The 19,994-nt window shown below is 43.6% G+C and carries 21 protein-coding genes; 13 read left to right on the top strand and 8 right to left on the bottom strand.

What is annotated here, in order from left to right; genetic code table 11:
• Nucleotides 1-81 precede the first annotated feature (81 nt).
• The gene (locus tag JX580_RS02655; protein WP_248851255.1) at nt 82-663 is read right to left on the bottom strand and encodes a response regulator; all 582 of its coding nucleotides are present in this window, start codon (nt 661-663) and stop codon (nt 82-84) included.
• A 172-nt stretch (nt 664-835) separates the two neighbouring features.
• Between JX580_RS02655 and JX580_RS02660 the strand changes: the two genes are divergently transcribed.
• On the top strand, nt 836-1,471 hold the full coding sequence (locus JX580_RS02660; RefSeq protein WP_248851256.1) for a glutathione S-transferase N-terminal domain-containing protein: 636 nt from the start codon (nt 836-838) through the stop codon (nt 1,469-1,471).
• 8 nt (nt 1,472-1,479) lie between these two features.
• Nucleotides 1,480-1,863 carry a ClpXP protease specificity-enhancing factor gene (locus tag JX580_RS02665; RefSeq protein ID WP_248851257.1) on the top strand — a complete coding sequence of 128 codons (384 nt, stop codon included), beginning with the start codon at nt 1,480-1,482 and terminating at the stop codon, nt 1,861-1,863.
• Here JX580_RS02665 and mvaD read toward each other — a convergent pair.
• The 6 genes from mvaD to JX580_RS02695 are packed head-to-tail and all read right to left on the bottom strand — an operon-like array spanning nt 1,856 to nt 8,093.
• Complete coding sequence (gene mvaD, locus JX580_RS02670) at nt 1,856-2,860, bottom strand: diphosphomevalonate decarboxylase (protein WP_248851258.1); 1,005 nt, start codon at nt 2,858-2,860, stop codon at nt 1,856-1,858. The two genes, JX580_RS02665 and mvaD, sit on opposite strands and share 8 nt — an antisense overlap.
• Nucleotides 2,854-3,801: a mevalonate kinase family protein gene (locus JX580_RS02675; RefSeq protein ID WP_248851259.1), complete on the bottom strand. Its 948-nt coding sequence runs from the start codon at nt 3,799-3,801 to the stop codon at nt 2,854-2,856. Before JX580_RS02675 ends, mvaD begins: the two co-directional genes overlap by 7 nt.
• Nucleotides 3,783-4,832: a mevalonate kinase family protein gene (locus JX580_RS02680; protein ID WP_248851260.1), complete on the bottom strand. Its 1,050-nt coding sequence runs from the start codon at nt 4,830-4,832 to the stop codon at nt 3,783-3,785. The genes JX580_RS02675 and JX580_RS02680 overlap by 19 nt, the downstream gene beginning before the upstream one ends.
• Before the next feature lie 3 nt (nt 4,833-4,835).
• The gene (locus JX580_RS02685) at nt 4,836-6,002 is read right to left on the bottom strand and encodes a hydroxymethylglutaryl-CoA synthase (RefSeq protein WP_248851261.1); all 1,167 of its coding nucleotides are present in this window, start codon (nt 6,000-6,002) and stop codon (nt 4,836-4,838) included.
• Nucleotides 5,999-7,048, bottom strand: coding sequence for a type 2 isopentenyl-diphosphate Delta-isomerase (gene fni, locus JX580_RS02690; protein ID WP_248851262.1), 1,050 nt, complete (start codon nt 7,046-7,048; stop codon nt 5,999-6,001). The genes JX580_RS02685 and fni overlap by 4 nt, the downstream gene beginning before the upstream one ends.
• The gene (locus JX580_RS02695; RefSeq protein ID WP_248851263.1) at nt 7,041-8,093 is read right to left on the bottom strand and encodes a hydroxymethylglutaryl-CoA reductase; all 1,053 of its coding nucleotides are present in this window, start codon (nt 8,091-8,093) and stop codon (nt 7,041-7,043) included. The genes fni and JX580_RS02695 overlap by 8 nt, the downstream gene beginning before the upstream one ends.
• A 251-nt stretch (nt 8,094-8,344) precedes the next feature.
• Here JX580_RS02695 and JX580_RS02700 point away from each other — a divergent pair, with 251 nt between their 5' ends.
• The 10 genes from JX580_RS02700 to JX580_RS02745 all read left to right on the top strand — a co-directional run bounded on the left by JX580_RS02700 (nt 8,345) and on the right by JX580_RS02745 (nt 19,317).
• Complete coding sequence (locus tag JX580_RS02700; protein ID WP_248851264.1) at nt 8,345-11,113, top strand: response regulator; 2,769 nt, start codon at nt 8,345-8,347, stop codon at nt 11,111-11,113.
• A 69-nt stretch (nt 11,114-11,182) separates the two neighbouring features.
• On the top strand, nt 11,183-13,117 hold the full coding sequence (gene thrS / locus JX580_RS02705; RefSeq protein WP_248851265.1) for a threonine--tRNA ligase: 1,935 nt from the start codon (nt 11,183-11,185) through the stop codon (nt 13,115-13,117).
• A 23-nt stretch (nt 13,118-13,140) separates the two neighbouring features.
• The gene (infC, locus tag JX580_RS02710; RefSeq protein WP_349251696.1) at nt 13,141-13,698 is read left to right on the top strand and encodes a translation initiation factor IF-3; all 558 of its coding nucleotides are present in this window, start codon (nt 13,141-13,143) and stop codon (nt 13,696-13,698) included.
• Nucleotides 13,699-13,879: 181 nt separating this feature from the next.
• A complete protein-coding gene (gene rpmI / locus JX580_RS02715) occupies nt 13,880-14,077 on the top strand; it encodes a 50S ribosomal protein L35 (RefSeq protein WP_013835962.1) in 198 nt (65 codons plus the stop codon).
• Nucleotides 14,078-14,094: 17 nt separating this feature from the next.
• A complete protein-coding gene (gene rplT, locus JX580_RS02720) occupies nt 14,095-14,451 on the top strand; it encodes a 50S ribosomal protein L20 (protein WP_248851267.1) in 357 nt (118 codons plus the stop codon).
• Between the two features lie 133 nt (nt 14,452-14,584).
• Nucleotides 14,585-15,583, top strand: coding sequence for a phenylalanine--tRNA ligase subunit alpha (gene pheS, locus JX580_RS02725; protein ID WP_248851268.1), 999 nt, complete (start codon nt 14,585-14,587; stop codon nt 15,581-15,583).
• 49 nt (nt 15,584-15,632) lie between these two features.
• Nucleotides 15,633-18,011, top strand: a complete 2,379-nt coding sequence (gene pheT, locus JX580_RS02730) for a phenylalanine--tRNA ligase subunit beta (RefSeq protein ID WP_248851269.1) — start codon at nt 15,633-15,635, stop codon at nt 18,009-18,011.
• Nucleotides 18,012-18,029: 18 nt separating this feature from the next.
• Nucleotides 18,030-18,320 carry an integration host factor subunit alpha gene (locus tag JX580_RS02735; protein WP_248851270.1) on the top strand — a complete coding sequence of 97 codons (291 nt, stop codon included), beginning with the start codon at nt 18,030-18,032 and terminating at the stop codon, nt 18,318-18,320.
• A gap of 5 nt (nt 18,321-18,325) precedes the next feature.
• Nucleotides 18,326-18,706 carry a MerR family transcriptional regulator gene (locus tag JX580_RS02740; RefSeq protein WP_248851271.1) on the top strand — a complete coding sequence of 127 codons (381 nt, stop codon included), beginning with the start codon at nt 18,326-18,328 and terminating at the stop codon, nt 18,704-18,706.
• Between the two features lie 41 nt (nt 18,707-18,747).
• Nucleotides 18,748-19,317, top strand: a complete 570-nt coding sequence (locus tag JX580_RS02745) for a mechanosensitive ion channel family protein (protein ID WP_248851272.1) — start codon at nt 18,748-18,750, stop codon at nt 19,315-19,317.
• Here the strand turns inward: JX580_RS02745 and JX580_RS02750 are convergent.
• On the bottom strand, nt 19,314-19,667 hold the full coding sequence (locus tag JX580_RS02750; RefSeq protein ID WP_248851273.1) for a PilZ domain-containing protein: 354 nt from the start codon (nt 19,665-19,667) through the stop codon (nt 19,314-19,316). The genes JX580_RS02745 and JX580_RS02750 overlap by 4 nt on opposite strands.
• 29 nt (nt 19,668-19,696) lie before the next feature.
• Between JX580_RS02750 and JX580_RS02755 the strand changes: the two genes are divergently transcribed.
• Nucleotides 19,697-19,975: a heavy-metal-associated domain-containing protein gene (locus JX580_RS02755; RefSeq protein ID WP_248851274.1), complete on the top strand. Its 279-nt coding sequence runs from the start codon at nt 19,697-19,699 to the stop codon at nt 19,973-19,975.
• Nucleotides 19,976-19,994: the final 19 nt, after the last annotated feature.

Here is a 19,994-nt window from a genome sequence, read left to right on the forward strand (position 1 = left end):
TGTGTTGTATTTGATAGGCTTTTTAAGCCTAATGGCATAACTCGGCTTTAGGTAGTCATGAGTTATGACTACCTGCTAAATTTAACTGCGTTTTAAGTTATATTCGTAAGTTAGGAATTGTTTTAGAATATCTGGTTGGACAGGTTTAGATATCACAGTGATATCTTTTGGAAGCTTGTCACGATCTATATTTTGAGGTTTTTCACCTGTCATGATCATAATGGTCGCTTCTTTGGTTGATTCAAAGTTGCGTAAAGCATGTACCATGCTATATCCATCCATTTGCGGCATAATAAGATCAGCAAAAATAAAATCTGGAATATTACGACCGGCTTGCATTAAACCCTCAAACCCATCGCTTGCTGTGTAAACTTTAACCGGAAAGTCTAGAGTTTGAACAATACTCTTAATTAGGTCTTGAGATACCTTGTCATCATCGACCACCAGAATTTTGAGGCGATCATCGTCTTCATTGGCCCGCTCTTTTCCGTTTTGCATAATATATTCGTCAACGGAGGATCTCAATAAGCGGCGGTGTCCGCCTGGTGTCCGCCAAATTTGTAAAATGCCTTCGTCAGCTAAGCGTTTAATGACGGTTTTAGAAACCCCTATAAGTTTGCAGGCTTCTGTCGTGGTGACATATTTGCTATTTGATTGGGCCATATCTTAGGTCTCTATATGCAATTTAATGAATTAAAGTTTAAATTATAGCGCTTTTTTTATAAAGATGTTTAAGTAAGTGCCTTTTATGTATTTTCTGTAGCCTTCATCTACTTGACAAGGGTAGTATAATACTTCTATTTAAATGTTTTGTGGCCTAACGAGGAGCCTAGTCATGTCAGATATTCCATTAACCAAGCGTTCAGTGATGACCCTGTTTTCAGATCCGCGTAGCCCTAATTCACATCGGGTACGTTTGGTGGCAAAAGAGAAAGATATTCCAATGGATGTGATAGAAGTGGATCCAGGGGTGATGCCTGAAGATTTACTGGAACTCAACCCTTATGGCACTTTGCCAACGCTGGTTGACCGTGAATTGATTTTGCATGATACTCAGGTCATTATTGAGTATTTGGATGAGCGTTATCCTCATCCGCCATTAATGTCGGTTGATCCGATTTCAAAAGCCCGTTCGCGCCAGCAATTACGCCAGATTGAAGTCGAATGGTATCCGTTGGTCGAAACCATTGTGAGAAATGAGGATGCTGATGCGGTTAAGCGAGCCCGTCGTGATTTGACTGAACGCTTAATTCAGATGATTCCGGTTTTTGCTCATAAAGACTTTTTTATGAGTGATGATTACACTTTGGTTGATGCGAGTTTAGCCGTGCTCTTATGGCGTTTGCCTTCATTGGGTATTGAGCTTCCTAAGTCGGCAAAGGCAATTATTGATTATTCTAACCGTTTGCTTGAGCGCGAAATGTTTAACGAGAGCTTGTCGGATGATGAGCTGGATATGAATGATGCCTAGAGTTAATTATGATTTCTAACAGACCTTATTTAGTTCGTGCGATCTATCAGTGGATCGTTGACAATGATTGGACACCGCACTTTCAAGTGGATGCTAATCATCCGTTTGCGGATGTGCCTCAGGAGTTTGTTAATGAGGGCGTGATTGTTTTGAATGCGTCACCTACTGCGGTGCAAGCTTTGGATATGGCGAATGATCAAATTTGTTTTCGTGCGCGCTTCCAGGGGGTAGAGCGTAAAATTAGCTTTCCACCTCAGGCGGTTTTAGCCGTATTTGCGCGTGAAAACGGCCAAGGAATGCCGTTTCCTCCAGAGCCTTATCCGACCGAGGATGCAGCTCCGCTGTCGGATGATAAGCCTAAAAAACGCGCTACGCTTAAGGTAGTTAAGTAGCGGTTGATTTTTTAAATGGTTGAATGATCTCAAGTCCATCAAAGGCGGTTTCGACCGCCTTTTTATTGTCCTCTAAAAATAGCAATTTTAAGTTAGGGCCTGCATCCATTGTGAAATAAACCTCAATGCCTTGGTGTCTTAACTGCCAAACTTGCTGCATGGCTATTATAGATTCCGCCTGCCAATATAAAATTGGAGGCCAGGTAGCCAGCATGGTTGCATGCATCGATAGGGCGTTATGTTCAGTAAGTTGGCCAAGTTGACTAAAATCACGCTGTTGAATGGCTTGGTGTATTTGTTGAACTTGACGTTCTGCTTGATTTGGCCAGGCCTGGTATAGGTCACAATGTTTAACGGTTTGTTGCATTCCGGCGGTTGAGCCAATAGGTTTTTGTTCAATATTGACTTTAACTAGGCCAATACAAAGCGCAGGCCAGGTTTGATCAATGTGTTCAGCATAGCTGTCCATGCCATTTTCTGCAGTACCCTTGTGCCAAATTGAGAAGCCGTTATAAATTGATCGGCTTGCACTTCCACTGCCGATTCGAGCAAGAATCGACAAATGCTGATCGCTTAGTTGCCAATCAAATAGATCATTTAACGCCAGCACCAGTGCTGCATAGCCAGAAGCGGAGGAAGCTAAGCCAGCGGCGGTAGGTACGGTGTTATGGGTTCGTATGTTAAAGACGAGTCCAGCTGGGCAGAAGGGGGTAAGGTAATCAGCAAGTCTTTGGCTGAAAGGGTTGTGTGTATCTAGTTGCTGGTGGTTTAACCAGGTCTGGTGCTCAGTGCCCGCTACTAAAGATAATTCCGTTTGGGTGCCTAGGCCGGGTAAACTGACGGATAAACTGGAGTTTGTTGGCAGATTCAGTTCTACCTGACGTTTTCCCCAGTATTTACTAAGCGCAATATTTACGTCGGCACAACCCTTGCCGATTTTTTTGTTAGGCTGAAGGTGGGGAATGATCTGTTTAATAATGGCCTGTCGGCTTAACATGATGGTTTCTCCATTTGAGTGCATAGTGCACCGATAGGGCTTATTTTGGTCTTTAGTAGCGGAGCTTGCTCAAAATTATCCAGTTGACCAAAACCTATAATACAGTCTCCAAGCCCTGAACCGGATATTTTTGCGGCTGGGAGTTGTTGGTTAACGGCTTCGCATAGCTGGTCTAATCGTGGATCGCTGACACCTAGTTCAACCATGTATTGTTGATACTGGGCAACCTGTTGGTAAAACTGGGGCCAGTTTTGTTCACTAAGTGCTTGGTAGCTTTTGCGGGTTATGGCTCCCATGTCTTGGTAAAGTTGTTGTAATCCGTTGGGGCGATCTTTCCATTGTTCGGCCACCCAGTTCAGCACTTCAGCCGTCGGGGTTTTATAGCCGCTATAAACAAGGCTTAACGTCTGCTCAACTGGCAGTGATTTTAGGGTTTGGTTTATTGGATCAAAATAAACGCAGCCGCCCATAAGGCTGGCCGCTAAATCCGCACCAGAGCCTCTGCCTTGAATCTTAAGGATAATACTGTGGCCGAGCTTAAATCTTTGCCAAGGGGTTAGGGTTTGGTTGGTAATGTTTTCTAACCCTATTAAGGTCGCGGCCAGAACTGCAGCGGAACTGCCTAGCCCCCAATCAGCAGGGAATTCACTGTGAACCTTTAGCGTCCAGCCGTGTTGGAGTTGTGTTGAAAATAATCGGATGGTTTCAATAATAAAGCGCAAGTTTGGGTGCGGGTTTAAAGGGTTGATTGGACTGAGGTAATGAGCCAAGGCAGATTGAATTTCAATCTGTTGATCTGAACGTGGCAACCATTCAATCTCAATTCTTGGAGTGAGAGCCGCTACCAATGCCGGTTGACCGTAAACCACACTGTGTTCACCCATCAGCATGGTATTGGCAGGTGCACTACTTTTAAATGAGGTTAGGTCATTGATTGACATCGGATTGCTTGTTTAACCAGTTTGATTTTTTTAAAGGCATAGCCTGATGCTTGGCATAAACTTTGGAGCTTGGTTTCAGCATCTTTACATAAGCCAGGATTGGCAATAGCCATTAACACACCTGCTTTATCGCCAGTTACTGCGCCTGCACCACACAATTTGACAACCAGACCTGGTTGCGTTAATTGCTGGATAAACTTTTGGACTTTGTTAGGCACGACACCTAGCTGGGTTAGAAGATGTTGATTAACTTCCAGTTGGTGAAAAAATAAATCGGTGTTTTGCGATAACCAGGCCTGCTGGAGTTGATCGGTACACTGTCCGAAAGCTTGCCAAAGTTTGGTGTCTTGGCCGAAATGTTTTTTTACCAAATCAACGCATTGCCCTGTGCTGCTGTCAGGTTGGCCCGTGTCGATTATCCAAGCATGCTTTAGATTAACGTCGAGGGATTGTAAAGGCTCATTGAGTTGATAACGTATCAGCCCCCCTGTGGCCAGGGTGGTTGGGTCGATTCCGCTGGACCGACCATGCTGATAGTTTTCAACTTTTTGGGCTAGTCCGAGGAGTTGATCTTTTTCGGCTTTAGGATGGGATTGATAAAGGGCTGAGAGTAGGCTGACAATAATGGCCGCGGAACTACCAAGCCCGCGCCCGCGCCAGGATTCTGAACACAGCTTTATCTGCCATTCTCCAGGTTTTAACCCGTGTTTTTGATTAAAAAAAGCGCAGCAGAGCAAGGGGATATCGAGCGCAGAATCACATACTTGATTGATGCTTTTCTGTCCAGCCAGATAATCTTGGTAGCTTTGTTCCAATTGCATTGCTCTAAGCCAGGCCTGCTCAAAGTGATAGGTTTTATCTAGTGCATAGTCAGGCAATTGGATGCGAATGCTTGGGTTGTTTGAGGAATGGCTGGTTATTTCGCAGTAGGTTTGCAGGTCAATCGCCATACTGAGTGCAGGTTGCCCATAGACGACAGCATGTTCACCGCTCACTATTAGTTTCGATGGCACTCTACAATGCAGTGCCATGTTTTAATCCTGGGTTTTACGATAGCAGCGTTTGTGGTCTTGAATGCCAACAAGTCTGAATGGGCCTTGATGATAGACTGGGAAATCAATGTTTTGTTGGTTAGGTTCTGTTTGGTGGTAAAAGGTTAGGTATTGTTGATAGGTTAGAGGTTTGCGCTCAGCGATCTGTTTTTGGTGACTGGTTGTCATAAGCTGTACTTGGTAGCCCGGCTGTATAATACCGCTGAAAAACTCGGCAACACAGCCCGAACCATAGCTAAAGAAACCGATTCTTTGGTGATCCAGTTTTTCACTGTGATCAAGTAATGAGCAAAAACCAATAAATAACGAAGCGCTGTAGCTATTACCTATTACGCGGTTATAAATTTGACTTGGACGAATTTGTTCAAGGGTCAAAGATTCAGGTTGTTGCGTTTGTGTGAGTTTAACAAGCTGTTTATGAGCCTTTTCTGCCATTTTCGTAAAGGGGATGTGGTAGCAAAATTGATCGATATTTGCAAACTCATGCCCAGTTTCTTCTGAAAAGTGTGTCCAAGCATGTTTTAGGCTGTTAAGGTAAACTTTGGTTGAATATTTACCATCAACCAGCGCGGTTTCTCGGTGGTTCGGGCGCCAAAAGTCCATTACATCTTCGGTATAGTAGCCAGAGCCTGGTTCAATTTCGAGAATTCGCGGGTTTTGTCGGATCAACATCGCCACCGCTCCACAACCTTGGGTGGCTTCGCCAGAGGTGTCTAGGTCATAGCGGGCAATATCCGCAGCGATAACAAGTACTTGTTCTTTCGGATTCGCTTTGACCATGGTTACGGCCATTTGTAGCGCAGCGGCACCGGCATAGCAGGCATGTTTGAGTTCGATTACACGGCAGCGATGAGGTAGGTTTAGTAGGCTGTGAACAAATGCTCCGGCTGACTTTGATTGATCAACCCCAGATTCCGTTGCAAACAATACGGCTGTAATTTTCTGACGATCAATTTGTTGCAAAATAGGTTCTGCGGCCTTGGCCGAAAGTGTGACGATATCTTCATCCGGCGGGGCAATAGACATTTTTTCTTGACCAATCCCAACTAGATACTTGTTAACATCTTGTTTTTTTTCTGTTGCAAACAAATCCAACCCCAGGTAAAAATCTGAGGTAGCAAAGTGAATAAGGTCAATGCCGACTTTCATGAATAGACTTGTCTTCCGCTTGGTGCGCGTAAAATCAGCGCATCGTTTAAAAAAAGCGACTCTATATTGGCTGCCCCAACAAGGAATTGAGCCAATTGAAATTCTTGTTTCAGGTGTTGAATTTTATCTATAACCGCTGAGCTTGAAAGCATGGCCGGACGCAATAGCGGTGCAGCAATGCCACAAACATAGCCGCCCATTATAACTGATTTAACCATATCAATGCCATTACGAATTCCACCGGAGGCAAAAAAACGTGCCTGATCTTGATAGGGACGGGCCGCGTTCAAGGCTTGACAGGTTGTTAAGCCCCAGTCTTGAAAAACCAGGCCAAGATCAGACTCAGCCCTGTGTGCTTCAATTCGGCTCCAGGAAGTGCCTCCGCGTCCAGCGAGGTCGAAATATCGAATGCCTGCCGATAAGCCCAGTTCGATATCTGCCGAGGATAAACCACAGCCAACCTCTTTTAGAATAATGGGAATATCCAGTTTTTGTGATAGTTGGTGAATTTTATCCGCTAATCCGGCAAAATTACGATCTCCCTCGGGTTGAATAAGTTCCTGTAATGGGTTGAGGTGTAAAATTAAGGCATCGGCTTGCAAACAATCAATTGCAATTCTGGCCTGTTCAAAACCATAGCCGGTGTTTAACTGAACGGCACCGATATTGGCGAGTAGTGGAATGGATGGCGCATATTGACGTAAATCGAAGCTGCGGCGAGCAGATGTGTCTTCAATCATGGCGCGCTGTGACCCTACCGCTAAGGCTACCTGGCAGTGTTCAGCGGCTTCGGCAAGGTGGCGATTTATTTGCCCCAAGTTTTCTGCAGCCCCACCGGTCATAGACGAAATCAGTAGCGGGAAGTCGAGTGTTTTACTAAACAAGGATAATTTGGAGTTAACCGAAGCAAAATCAAGCTCGGGAAGAGCGCGGTGGGTTAATTGGATAAGGTCAAAATCACGTTGATTGCGCTCGATTAATGGGTCGGATAGCAGGAAGTCAATATGGTCCTGCTTACGTTGTGTTATTGAATGGTTTTTAGTCACGGTGTGAGCGTTCTAGTTTTAAGTGTGCAGACATAAGCTCACCCGGGTTTGTTTGCGCGGCCAAAAGGGATAACTCTCCACAAAGTGCAGTAGCGCCGGCAATACACGCTAAACGGCGCGCATTGTCGCCAGGTTTGGCTTGCGGGTCGTTGCAGCCAAGTTGTTCAAGGTTTTGTTGCACAAAGTCCAACCCTTTGCCATTGCCGACTGTTCCAACAATTAAATTTGGCAGGGTGGTTGAGAAATAAAGGTGACCTTCTGGCGTGACTTCCGCATGATTAATCGCTTGCGAGCCTTCTACTATATTGGCCGCATCTTGGCCTGTAGCCAGATAGAAACCAAGCAGCATATTGGCAACGTGGGCATTGGCTGTGCGCAGTCCCCCTGAAACAATAGAGCCTATTAGATCTTTTTTGATGTGCAGATCAACCAAGGCCTGTGGTGTGGTTTTAAGAAAGCGTTGACAGAGCTTGGCCGAAATTATTGTTTCGCAAACTACGTTTTTACCGCGTCCTAAGATGCCATTGACAGCAGAGACTTTTTTATCTGTGCAGAAGTTGCCCGATATGGAAACATAGCTGAGTGTAGGAAATTGTTGCAGTATCCATGGAAACAGGGTGTCTGCTGCCTGGGTCACCATGTTGTGTCCAGATGCGTCTCCGGTGGTAAATTCAAAGCGAAGATAGATGAGGTTGCCAATAATTTGGAAATGAGTGTCTATCAGCTTGGCAAATCGACTGGTTTGATTGACGATTGATTGCATGTCTGGCTGCTGGGCTTTTAGTGCACGCATGCAACGTAATGCTTCACCGGCATGATCAGCCTGTAAGAGTATTGAGCGTGTCATCCGTTCATCTATCAGGGTCACGCGAATCCCGCCAGCGTGAGCTGTGGTTCGTGCTCCGCGCGCAACTGAGGGCCATAAAGGAGTCTCGTAGGTGGCCATTGGAACCATGAGATTGTCAGTAATCAAATCCCCTGTGAGTTTGAAGGGTCCTACCGACTGCATCGGTATTTGCGCATAGTTTATTGTGTGATTTTTCATAATAGCCATTATAAACGAGATTATTTAAATGTTTAAAACATTCAGTCAGTAGTGTTTTTGAATTTTATTGTTGAATGTGGCTTTCGTAAAGCTGTTTGAATGTCAAGTGAAGTGATAGAATTCTTAGTATTGATTATTTTAACCTTAACTATGGTGCCTAGCCGATGTTGTTCAGCCAGATTAAAGAAAAAATTTCTAGTTCGCTTTTTAGTTCAATGATTGTTAGATCTCTATTGGTGACTTTGCTAGTTATGGCAGGGATAAGTGTCGCTTTTTATTACACTACGGTTGAACCGGAAACTAGCAAGGCATTTGATCAGGCTGCAGAACTAGCGCTCAAAGAATTAGCTTTAAGGTTGGAGTCGAAGGAAGAGTCGGTTGTGAGTATGGGGGCATCAATTGCTCGAGATGAACGCATAAAAGAAGGTTTGTTTTTTGATGATCGGGATTTGATGCTGTCTGGCTTAAGTGAGATGCGTGAAGATTATGCACGAGTATCGCAGTTTAGGTGTGTAACAGCGCAGGTAATTGATATGAATCGCATCATTATGGCACGTTCATGGGATGCCGGGTTTTGGGGCGAGGTGGCTCCTCATCCATTGGGCGCTAAGGTGATGCGGGAAGGGCGAGCAGCAGCTGCTTTTGGGGTAGGTAATGCTGGGGTGGGTATTGTTGGCTTCTCTCCGGTCTATCATTTAGGTGAGATGGTGGGGTTGGTGTCTTTGACTCAGGGTGTGGGTTCTGTTGTTCGAGCACTAAAAGAGCAAGGTGTTGAATGGGTAATGGTCATTGATCAGCAGGCAGTTGCCAACAGGACTCAAGGGCGGCTGCCCCGTGCCTATCAAGGCAACATGGAATTTCCATCCGGGTATTTGTTGGCACACAAGGAATGGTTTGACTTAGATACCGCTGATTTTATTAAATCACACTGGCACCTGGTGAACGGGCAGACCGCTCCTGTTTTGGTAGATGGTAAAATTATGGTTGTTGATTCAGTGATTGACAATAATGGGGTTGAGATTGGAAAGAATGTTTTATTGTTGGATGCACAACCTGTGCTGGCTGAAGTTGCCGCTATCAAGCAGTCCTTGATTAGCATTAATGTCGGGATTTTGTTGATTCTTTTGTTGCTTACCTTTGTTTTGTTGTGGGATTTGAGGCAGAGGGTTATCAAGCCGTTGCGGGGAATGACAGGCATGATGGTGGGCTTGATGGAGAGCGGGCGTTTTGATCAGCAGACAGCATGTCAGCGTCAGGATGAATTTGGTCAGATGCAGCGCAGTTTTAATAATTTATTGTCTTGTTGGGCAGAGGCGCTGAGTGAGGCGAATAAGGCAATTTCATCAACAGCTAATGGTGACTTTGAACGCAAGATGCAGGGTGAGTATCAGGGTGATCTTGCAAAGTTACAACAGGGGTTAAATGCGGCTATTGAGGATTTGAAAATAACGCATGTTCAACTAACTGAGGCGAGTAAGGCTAAGTCGATGTTTTTAGCCAACATGAGTCATGAAATTCGCACGCCAATGAATGCCATTATCGGAATGGCTTATCTTGCCCTTAAAACCGATCTTGATGAGCGTCAGTACGATTATGTTAATAAAATACATATTGCGGGTCAGTCACTTCTCGGAATCATTAATGATATTTTGGATTTTTCAAAAGTTGAGGCTGGAAAGTTGCAGCTTGAAATGGTTGATTTTAGTCTGCAGGATGTTTTGACTAATTCTCTTGTCATGGTAAGGCAGAAGGCCGGAGAGAAGGGGGTTGAGTTGTTGCTTGATATTAAGGATGCTGACTTGATTAAGCGCTATAGTCACTTTAAGGGTGATCCGCTTCGTCTAAGCCAGGTGGTAACTAATTTGCTGTCAAACGCAGTTAAGTTTACTGAGCAGGGGTATGTTAGGTTGGCCGTTGAGGTAACGGAGATTGGTCATGGTGCACCTGCGTGCGTGGTTTTGACCTTTAGTGTCGAAGATACTGGAATTGGGATGAGTGCTGAGCAGATAAAAAACCTGTTTCAGGAGTTTAACCAAGCTGATAATTCAACAACGCGTCGTTTTGGTGGTACGGGGCTGGGTTTGACAATTTCCCAAAAATTAGTTGAGTTAATGGGAGGGCGTATTCAGGTTGAGAGTCAGGCTGGGCGTGGATCTCGCTTTAGTTTTGACGTGAAGCTTGAGGTGGCTAAACCTTTTGATGAGAGTGATTTGTCCAAGAAGTCTCTGCCATCTAACTTACGTGCTTTGGTTGTTGATAACCAAATTGTCGCAAGGCAGGTCATGGTGGAGATGTTAGGTCATTATGGTGTTGCTGTTGAGGCTGTTGATTCCGGTGCGAAGGCTTTGGAGGTACTTAAGAAACGCGCGGAAGAGTTTGATTATTGTTTTGTTGACTGGGTTATGCCTGAGATGGATGGTGAAAGCTTGCTGCGCGAAATTGATCGCTGGATCGTCGCAAAGCCTGAGTTGATTGTTGTATCTGCGTTTGATTCGGATCAGCTTTTTCAACGCGCAGTAAGGCTGGGAGCAAAGCGTGTGATGATGAAGCCCTTAATGCCGAGGGATATAGAAGAAGTTTTATTAAAGCAGTCGCCTCGTAAAGCGAAGCCTTCTGAAAATGGTGAGCAATTAGGGCTTGAAGGAATGTCGATATTGCTTGTTGAGGATAACTTGGTAAATCAGTTGTTGGCAAGAAAGCTTCTTGAAGCTAAAGGAGTGAGTGTTAAGCTAGCTGAAAACGGTCAAAAGGCTTTGGATATATTGAATGACCTGGGTGCGGATGCCTTTCATTTGGTGTTAATGGACTTACAAATGCCAGTAATGGATGGTTATACAGCTACTGAGGAAATAAAAGCCCAAGCTCGATATGATGGCTTGCCGATTGTTGCAATGACTGCGCATGCTATGATTGAAGAGCAGCAGCGTTGTCAAAGGTTGGGTATGGTAGGTCATATAACAAAACCAATTAACCCAGATACCTTATATCAGACGCTTTCTAAATTTTACAATAAAGATTAATGTTGCTAATTGATGCTATGCTATAATTTCCAGCTTGTTTTTAACATTTAACTTGTTTGTGAGATCGTTATGCCAGTCATTACTTTGCCAGATGGTTCTAAAAGGAATTACAACAACCCTGTATCGGTGATGCAGGTTGCCCAGGATATTGGTGCCGGATTGGCCAAGGCGACGATTGCAGGGCGCGTCAATGGTCGGTTGATTGATGCATCAGACCTTGTTTTTGATGATGCTATGCTGCAAATTGTTACGCTTAAAGATGATGATGGTTTGCACATTATGCGTCATTCTTGTGCACATCTTTTGGGGCATGCATTAAAGCAACTTCATCCAGAAGCCAAGATGGCGATTGGGCCAGTGGTTGAAAACGGATTTTATTATGATGTTGAGACGCCAGTTTCCCTTACGCCTGATGATTTGGTCGCATTAGAAGCAAGAATGAAGCAGTTGGCTAAAACCAGTTATCCTGTCAAAAAAGTAATGACGCCAAGGGCTGATGTTGTTGACATTTTTAGTGCTCGCAAAGAAGACTACAAGCTTGAGTTGGTTGCTGATTTGCCTGAAGAATCAGAGTTCGGTTTGTACCACCATGAAGAGTATGTTGACATGTGTCGCGGTCCGCATGTGCCGAATATGTCGCATATCAAAGCCTTTAAGTTGACTCATTTAGCGGGTGCTTATTGGCGTGGCGACTCAGATAATAAAATGTTACAGCGCATCTATGGTGTGGCTTTCCGCTCAAAACAAGAGCTGGATGAGTATTTAACGATGATGGAAGAGGCTGAAAAGCGGGATCATCGTAAGCTGGGTAAATTGCTAGATTTATTTCATATCGAAGATATTGCTCCAGGTATGGCGTTTTGGCATCCAAAAGGCACTACGCTCTACCGTGTAGTCGAAGATTATATGCGCGAACAACTACGGCATCACGATTATGAAGAAATTCGCACGCCATTTATTATGGATCGGGTTTTGTGGGAGAAGTCTGGGCACTGGGATAAATTTAAAGACAATATGTTTACCACCCATACTGAACATCGTGACTATGCAGTTAAGCCTATGAATTGTCCAGGGCATATTATGGTTTATAATCGTCAACTTCATAGTTATCGTGACTTACCTGTTCGTGTGGCTGAATTTGGTACCGTGCATCGAAACGAAGCATCGGGTACGTTACATGGTCTAATGCGTGTGCGTTCTTTTACGCAGGATGATGCACATATCTTTTGTACCCCTGATCAGGTTAAAGTTGAAGTTCAGGGATGTATCGATCTGGTTTATCAAACTTATGCAGACTTTGGCTTCGATAATATCGAAGTCAAGTTCTCAACTCGACCTGAAAAGCGAGTGGGGTCAGATGAGGTATGGGATCAGGCGGAGCAAGCATTAGAAGAGACATTAAAGGATGCTGGCTTAAGCTATGAATTGCAACCGGGCGAAGGTGCTTTTTATGGCCCTAAAATTGAATTTAGTTTGAAGGATTGTATCGGGCGGGTTTGGCAGTGTGGCACAATTCAACTTGATTTTTCTATGACCAATGCAGATCGTTTAGATGCAGTTTATGTTGGTAACGACAATGAAAAGCATCACCCTGTTATGATTCATCGAGCGATATTGGGCTCGTTGGAGCGTTTTGTAGGTATTTTGATTGAACATTATGAGGGTAAGTTCCCTACTTGGTTGGCACCAGTTCAACTTGTTTTGGCCCCCATATCTCAAAACCATGCCGATTATGTGGTTCAATTTGCAGAAAAACTGAAAAAACAGGGGTTTAGAGTCGAAACAGACTTGAGAAATGAAAAGGTTGGGTTTAAAATTCGTGAACATACATTGCAGCGTGTTCCCTATATCTTGGTTGCAGGTGACCAAGAGGTGAACGATGGCACAATGAATGTTCGAGCACGTGGTGGTGATAACCTTGGAAGCTATAGTTTTGAAGCATTAATTGATTTATTGATGCGTGATATAGCTTGCTTAGGTAGGGATCAAACACCGCAGCAGTAAAAAATTAGTTGGAGGATAAAACTATCGCTGTAAGAAGAGGTCGACCGAGACCACAACAACCAGAAGCACCAAAAGACAACATCAATGAGGCAATTAACGCAAAAGAAGTACGATTAATTGATCAGGATGGTGAGCAGGTAGGCGTTGTGCCTACTAAACAAGCATTAGCACAGGCTGTAGAAGCAGGCCTGGATCTTGTTGAGATTGCAGCGAAAGCAGATCCTCCCGTTTGCAGAATAATGGACTATGGTAAGTTTGTTTATCAGCAACAGAAAAAACAGCACGAAGCCAAGAAAAATCAGAAGCAAGTACAAGTAAAAGAAGTTAAGTTTCGCCCAGGAACTGAGGAAGGAGATTATCAGGTAAAGCTTCGCAACCTGATGCGTTTTCTTGAACAGGGTGATCGTGTCAAAGTTACCATTTGGTTTCGTGGACGTGAGATCACTCATAAGGAACTGGGAATGAAGATGTTGGATCGCATCAAGGTAGATGTTCAAGAGGTAGCCACCGTTGAACAAGAACCTAAGATGGAAGGTCGTCAAATGCAAATGATGATCGCGCCAACAAAAAAAGGCAAATAGAGAAATCTATAGCCACTACAACAATCGGCTTCAGATAATGTTAGTTATCTGTTGACTGGTGCAGCTCCCTCAGTGCTGTTCGTTGTTCCGACTGGCTGCTTTGATAATATCTAAGTAGTCGTTTGTTTAAGAGGCAGATGAAAAGATGGTGAATCTTATTCATCCAAATGCGGAGTTTGACATGCCAAAAATTAAATCACACAGTGGCGCGGCTAAGCGCTTCAAAAAAACTGGTTCAGGCCGTTTCAAGTGTAAACAATCTCACTTGCGTCATATCCTGACTAAAAAATCAACTAAGCGTAAGCGCCAGTTGCGTGCGCCTAACATGATCCATGACCATGATGTGGCTATGGTTCGTCGTATGTTACCGTACTTATAGTCAAGGAGTTTTGAGACATGGCAAGAGTTAAAAGAGGCGTTACAGCCCGTGCTGCGCACAAAAAAGTAATGAAGGCTGCGAAGGGTTATTATGGTGCCCGTCGCAAGCAGTTTACGACAGCTAATCAAGCAGTTATCAAAGCGGGTCAATATGCATATCGTGACCGTCGTCAAAGAAAGCGTCAATTCCGTCGTTTATGGATTGCACGTATTAATGCGGCAGCTCGTATTAATGGTATGACCTACAGCCGTTTTATTAATGGTTTGAGCAAGGCGGGTGTTGCAGTAGATCGTAAAGTACTATCTGATATTGCGATCCATGATGCACCAGCATTTGCTGCAATTGCAGAGAAAGCAAAAGCGGCATTAGTGTAAGTCAAGTTTATATCTTGATAATTAAGGGGCGTAAGCCCCTTTTTTGTCAAATGATATTGCTAATTTGTTTTCAATCTGTTGGTGCGTAATTAAAACAATTTAGCAATACTATTTATCTAGCTAGGAAAAAACCATGCAACCAATCTTGCAAGATCTGCTTGATCAAGTTAAACAAAAAGTCGCTTCTGTAAGGGAGTTGTCAAGTCTTGAGCAATTACGTGTCGAGTTTTTGGGTAAAAAAGCGCAAGTCACACAGTTAATGAAAACTCTAGGGGGCTTGTCGGCTGAAGAGCGACCCTTAGCTGGTCAGCTTATTAATGATACTAAGCATGCTATTCAACAACTCTTAACTGAAAAAAAGTCGCATCTTGAAGCCGCAGCACTGGCAGAAAAACTTTCACAAGAGTCGGTGGATGTGACCCTGCCTGGTCGTGGCGCTGACTTGGGCGGTTTGCACCCTGTAACACGAACTTTAAGACGCATTGAAACCTTGTTTGCGCGGTCTGGTTTTGAAGTCGCTACCGGCCCCGAAATCGAAGATGATTGGCATAATTTTGGTGCTTTAAACATTCCTGAAACTCATCCAGCAAGGGCAATGCATGATACCTTTTATGTTGATGCTTCAAGGGTGCTGAGAACCCATACTTCAGGTGTCCAGATTCGTATCATGGAAAATCATCAACCTCCTATTCGTATTATTGCACCTGGTAGGGTTTATCGTTGTGACTCGGATCAAACACATACCCCTATGTTCCATCAGGTTGAAGGTTTAATTGTTGAGAAGAATGCTAATTTCGCACAATTAATGAGCCTTCTTACGGACTTCTTGAGACATTTCTTTGAAGATGAAAGTCTTAAAACAAGATTTAGACCGTCTTATTTCCCTTTTACTGAACCTTCTGCCGAAGTAGATATTGCTACAGATTTGTTTGGTGAGGGACGTTGGGTTGAGGTCTTAGGGTGTGGAATGGTGCATCCGAATGTGTTGACCAATGTGGGGATCGATCCCGAAGTTTATACCGGATTAGCATTTGGGCTGGGTGTTGAGCGTTTAGCTATGCTGCGCTATGGCGTTAAAGACTTACGGCTGTTCTTCGAAAATGATTTACGGTTTTTACGTCAGTTTAAATAACCAGGCCTGGTAAAGGTCGAATCCGAAAATAAAAGAATGAGTGAGTCGAATGAAATTAAGCGAACAATGGTTAAGAGAATGGGTGAACCCAGATTGGGATACACAAACGCTGGCTGAAGCACTAAGCTTAGCCGGTTTGGAAGTGGATGATTTGTCACCGATAGCCCCTAAATTTAGTGGTGTTTTCATTGCTGAAGTCATCCAAGTAGAGAAACATCCTGATGCTGAAAAGTTAAATATTACAAAAGTTGATATTGGCTCAGGTGAATTGTTGCAGATTGTTTGTGGTGCACCCAATGTTAAACCAGGTATCAAGGTTCCTTGTGCTGTGGTGGGTGCAATCTTACCTGGTGATTTTAAAATTAAAAAGGCTAAATTGCGTGGCGTTGCATCGATGGGCATGCTGTGCTCAGGTGAAGAGTTAGGCTTGGAGCAGGATTATGATGGTTTAAAGCTGTTACCGTTGGATGCACCTGTCGGTGTTGATATTCGTGACTACCTACAATTGAATGATGTCATGATTGATGTTGATCTAACACCGAATCGTGCTGATTGTTTAAGTGTTGAGGGTCTAGCACGAGAGGTTGCCCTGATCAGTGGTTTATCATTTAGCACACCTTACCCGCAGCAGGAAGTTTCAGTGCATGGGGAGTGTTCTCAGACAATTGAGGTACATGATAGTCAAGCATGTCCAAAGTATTTGGGATGTATTGTTGAGGGTTATAGGGCTTCTGCTCAAACACCGGATTGGATGGTTCGGCGTTTAGAGCGCTCTGGTGTAAGGCCGATCAGTTTAACGGTAGATATTACCAACTATGTTATGTTGGAGTTGGGTCAACCGATGCATGCTTTTGATGCGGATAAGCTTTCCGGAACATTGCAGGTGCGTTATGCCCAAGCGGGTGAACAGTTAGTCACCCTTGATGACAAAAAATTGAATTTAAATCAGCAGACTTTAGTGATTGCTGATGATTCTGGTGCGATTGCGTTAGCGGGTATTATGGGTGGCTTAGCGACATCGGTAACGGACAGTACGCAGCGCTTGTTTTTTGAATGTGCACATTTTTCTCCATTGGCTATTGTTGGCAAGGCACGTCAATATGGTTTGCACACTGATTCCTCTCACCGCTTTGAGCGTGGTGTTGACCCCAAGTTACCCGAGCGTGCACTGAATCGCGCTATGCAGTTATTAACTGATATTGCTGGTGGACAGGTTTCAAAATGGGTGGTCTGTGTTGACCAAGATGCGATTGCAGAACCTGCTGAACTGGTTTTACGCCGAGCACGTTTACATAAATTGTTAGGTGCGCAAATTGAAGATAATTTTGTCACCGATTTGCTGCTACGCTTAGGTTGTGAAGTCAGAGAAAATGAACAGGGTTGGTTGGTGACAGCACCTAGCTATCGATTTGATATGCAAATTGAAGTCGATCTTATTGAAGAAGTGGCGAGGGTTTATGGCTACAACAACCTCCCGGATAGTCAGGTTGGTATGCCTTTGAATCTAAAACCTCTTCCAGAGTCAGAGCAGGACACACATTTATTGCGTCAAGCTATGTTGCAGCGTGGCTATCATGAAGTAATAACCTATAGCTTTGTTGAAGAGCAGGCTTTGCAAAAACTTTCACCTGAGATTCCTTACGTATTATTGCAAAACCCAATTTCTGAAGATATGCGTGCAATGCGAACATCATTGTTTCCTGGATTACTGCAAAGCCTAAGCTATAACCAAAAACGTCAGCAATCGCGAGTTCGTATTTTTGAAACAGGCTTGATGTTTAGCTTAGAGGAGAATGAAATTCAGCAAACTGCGGTGATAGGTGGTTTGATTGCTGGGGAAGTACATCCACTGGGTTGGGCCAATGATAATCGAAAAGTTGATTTTTTTGATTTAAAAGGTGATGTCGAAAATCTTTTAGCGATGAGTCATCTACATGGTCGAGTTCACTTTTCTGCTACACAGTCACCTGAGTTTCACCCTGGTCAGTGTGCCGCTATTATGTATGGAGATCGTCGAATTGGTATTATGGGTCAACTGCATCCACAGTGGCAGAAGCCGTTTGGTGTTAATGGCGCGGTCTTTATGTTTCAGATATTTTTAGATAGTTTATTGACTCTTCAGGTTCCAAAGGTAACAGGTGTTTCTAAGTTTCCTGAAGTACAACGTGATTTAGCATTTGTAATTAAACGTGACGTTGCTGTGCAGACGCTGGTTGAACATGTTAAGCAAGTTGAATCAACTTTATTAAAAGAGATTCAGGTTTTTGATGTTTACCAGGGGCAGGGCGTCGCTAATTCGGATAAAAGTGTTGCATTAAGTTTGAAAATTCAACATCAAGATCGTACCCTTCAGGATGAAGAGGTAGAGCAGTTAACCCAAAAGATTATTGAGCATGTCAAATCAACGCTAGCGGCCGAGCTGAGATAAGTTAAACAAAGGAAAATAATGGCAACGTTAACAAAAGCAGAAATTTCTGAAACCCTTGCGGATGTTTATGGTTTCAATAAGCGAGAAGCAAAAGAGCTGGTTGAAGACTTTTTTCAAGAAATTATTGATGTTTTGGTGGGTGGGGAGTGTGTTAAGATTTCAGGGTTTGGAAACTTTGAACTTAGGGATAAGAGTTCGCGACCTGGTCGTAACCCAAGAACAGGTGAAGAAGTACCTATCATGGCGCGACGTGTAGTTACTTTTAAACCAGGGCAAAAACTCAGAATTAAAATTGATAGCAATGAGTAATTAACATGTCACAGTCTTTGCAGTTGGAAATTGATCTCCCTGATAAAAAATACTTTACCATTGGTGAAGTCAGTGAGATTTGCCAACTGAAGTCCCATGTTTTACGCTATTGGGAGCAGGTTTTCCCGCAACTAAATCCAAATAAGCGCCGAGGTCGGCGCTATTATCAAAAGCAAGATGTAGTGCTGCTAATGGAGATAAAAATTCTGTTACACGAACAGGGTTATACCATTCCCGGTGCGAAGGCAAGGCTTGCACAGTCTAAATTTGTTCCTCTCGAGTCGTCAAAATCCAATACGAATACTCCTGAGACAAGCAATAATCTTATGTATGAGCTTAAAAGTGATTTACAAACATTTAAGCACCATATTGAACAGTCCTACTGACTTATAGCGTCATCATTTGGGGTGGAGTAGTGGAGACAATAATGCTAATCGAATATCGCTGGTTGTTTCAGTTGTTGCTTTCATTGTTGACTGTTCTGGGCTTCATATTCTTGTTGAAGCTGGGCTCTTCGTTTATTAGACAGTGGGCCGCAGATCACAAGAAGCATCAAAACAGAGTTGAGCAAATTATTTGGTTGTTGAAAATAATGCTCGCAGTCTTTTTGACCCTGGTTATCTCAATGATTTGGGGGGTCGATTATCGAGGGCTTTGGGTAGTGACGACCTCGGTGTTGGCTGTCCTTGGTGTGGCACTTTTTGCGCAGTGGTCTATATTGAGTAATTTAACCTCTGGCGTGATTGTGTTTTTTAACTTTCCAGCAAGGGTCGGGGATAAGATTGAAATTATTGATGGGGTCAATTCGGTTAAAGGTGAATTAATTGAAATAGGCTTGTTTCAGATTCATTTGCGCGATCAAGATGGTAATACACTAGTGTTTCCAAACAATTTACTTTTACAAAAACCGGTAAAAAAAATAAGATCGTTTAAAACGGCCAAACAAGTTATTGAGACGAAATCTTGGAGAAATAGATCCCATCGGCATGAGAACTAGCCATGCAGTTCGACGAACTGATTGATCACTCGAAATGAAAAAGGATTAAGGTCACATAGTGATAGACCAATTAGAAATTGTTCTTGAACTGGGGTTGAGTGAACCACGATAGCGGTCAGCTTAAGATGGGTTAGCTCGTTATAGAAGTATAAATTTAGATTGATTTCAGCTAGGCTTTTGGGCGTCAGGTGTTCAGTGCTAATTAAGCCTAATCCTGTAGTTGAAATATTGACAATTCGGACCGTGGTTTCGGTTTCATTAACCCTCATGGTTGCCGGTTTGTCCAGATTAGCTCTTTTTGCAGCGCGTTTTTCGGCGCCAGTGCGGGGTTTCTCTGTTAAGATATTCATGTGTTCACTCATTAAAGCTAGGAGCAAGTATGCTGCATAGGTTAAGATTGGAAAATATTAAATGCGGTGGCTGCGCAAATACTATTGTATCAAAGTTATCTCAATTAGATGGCGTAAGCCAAGTTACGGTTGATTATCAGCAAGGTTGGGTGAGTTTTGATGCGGATGAAGAGCAACTTACAGCTATTAAAGCTCTTTTGTTGGCTTTGGGTTATCCCGAGCAGGGCAGTGTTGAGGGTTTGAGTTCAGTCGGTGCCAAAGCAAAATCATTTGTTAGCTGCGCCATGGGTAAAATGTCAAAAGATTAATATACCGTTCATCATCAAG

This window comes from Thiomicrospira microaerophila (assembly GCF_023278225.1).
GTDB classification, from domain to species: domain Bacteria; phylum Pseudomonadota; class Gammaproteobacteria; order Thiomicrospirales; family Thiomicrospiraceae; genus Thiomicrospira; species Thiomicrospira microaerophila_A.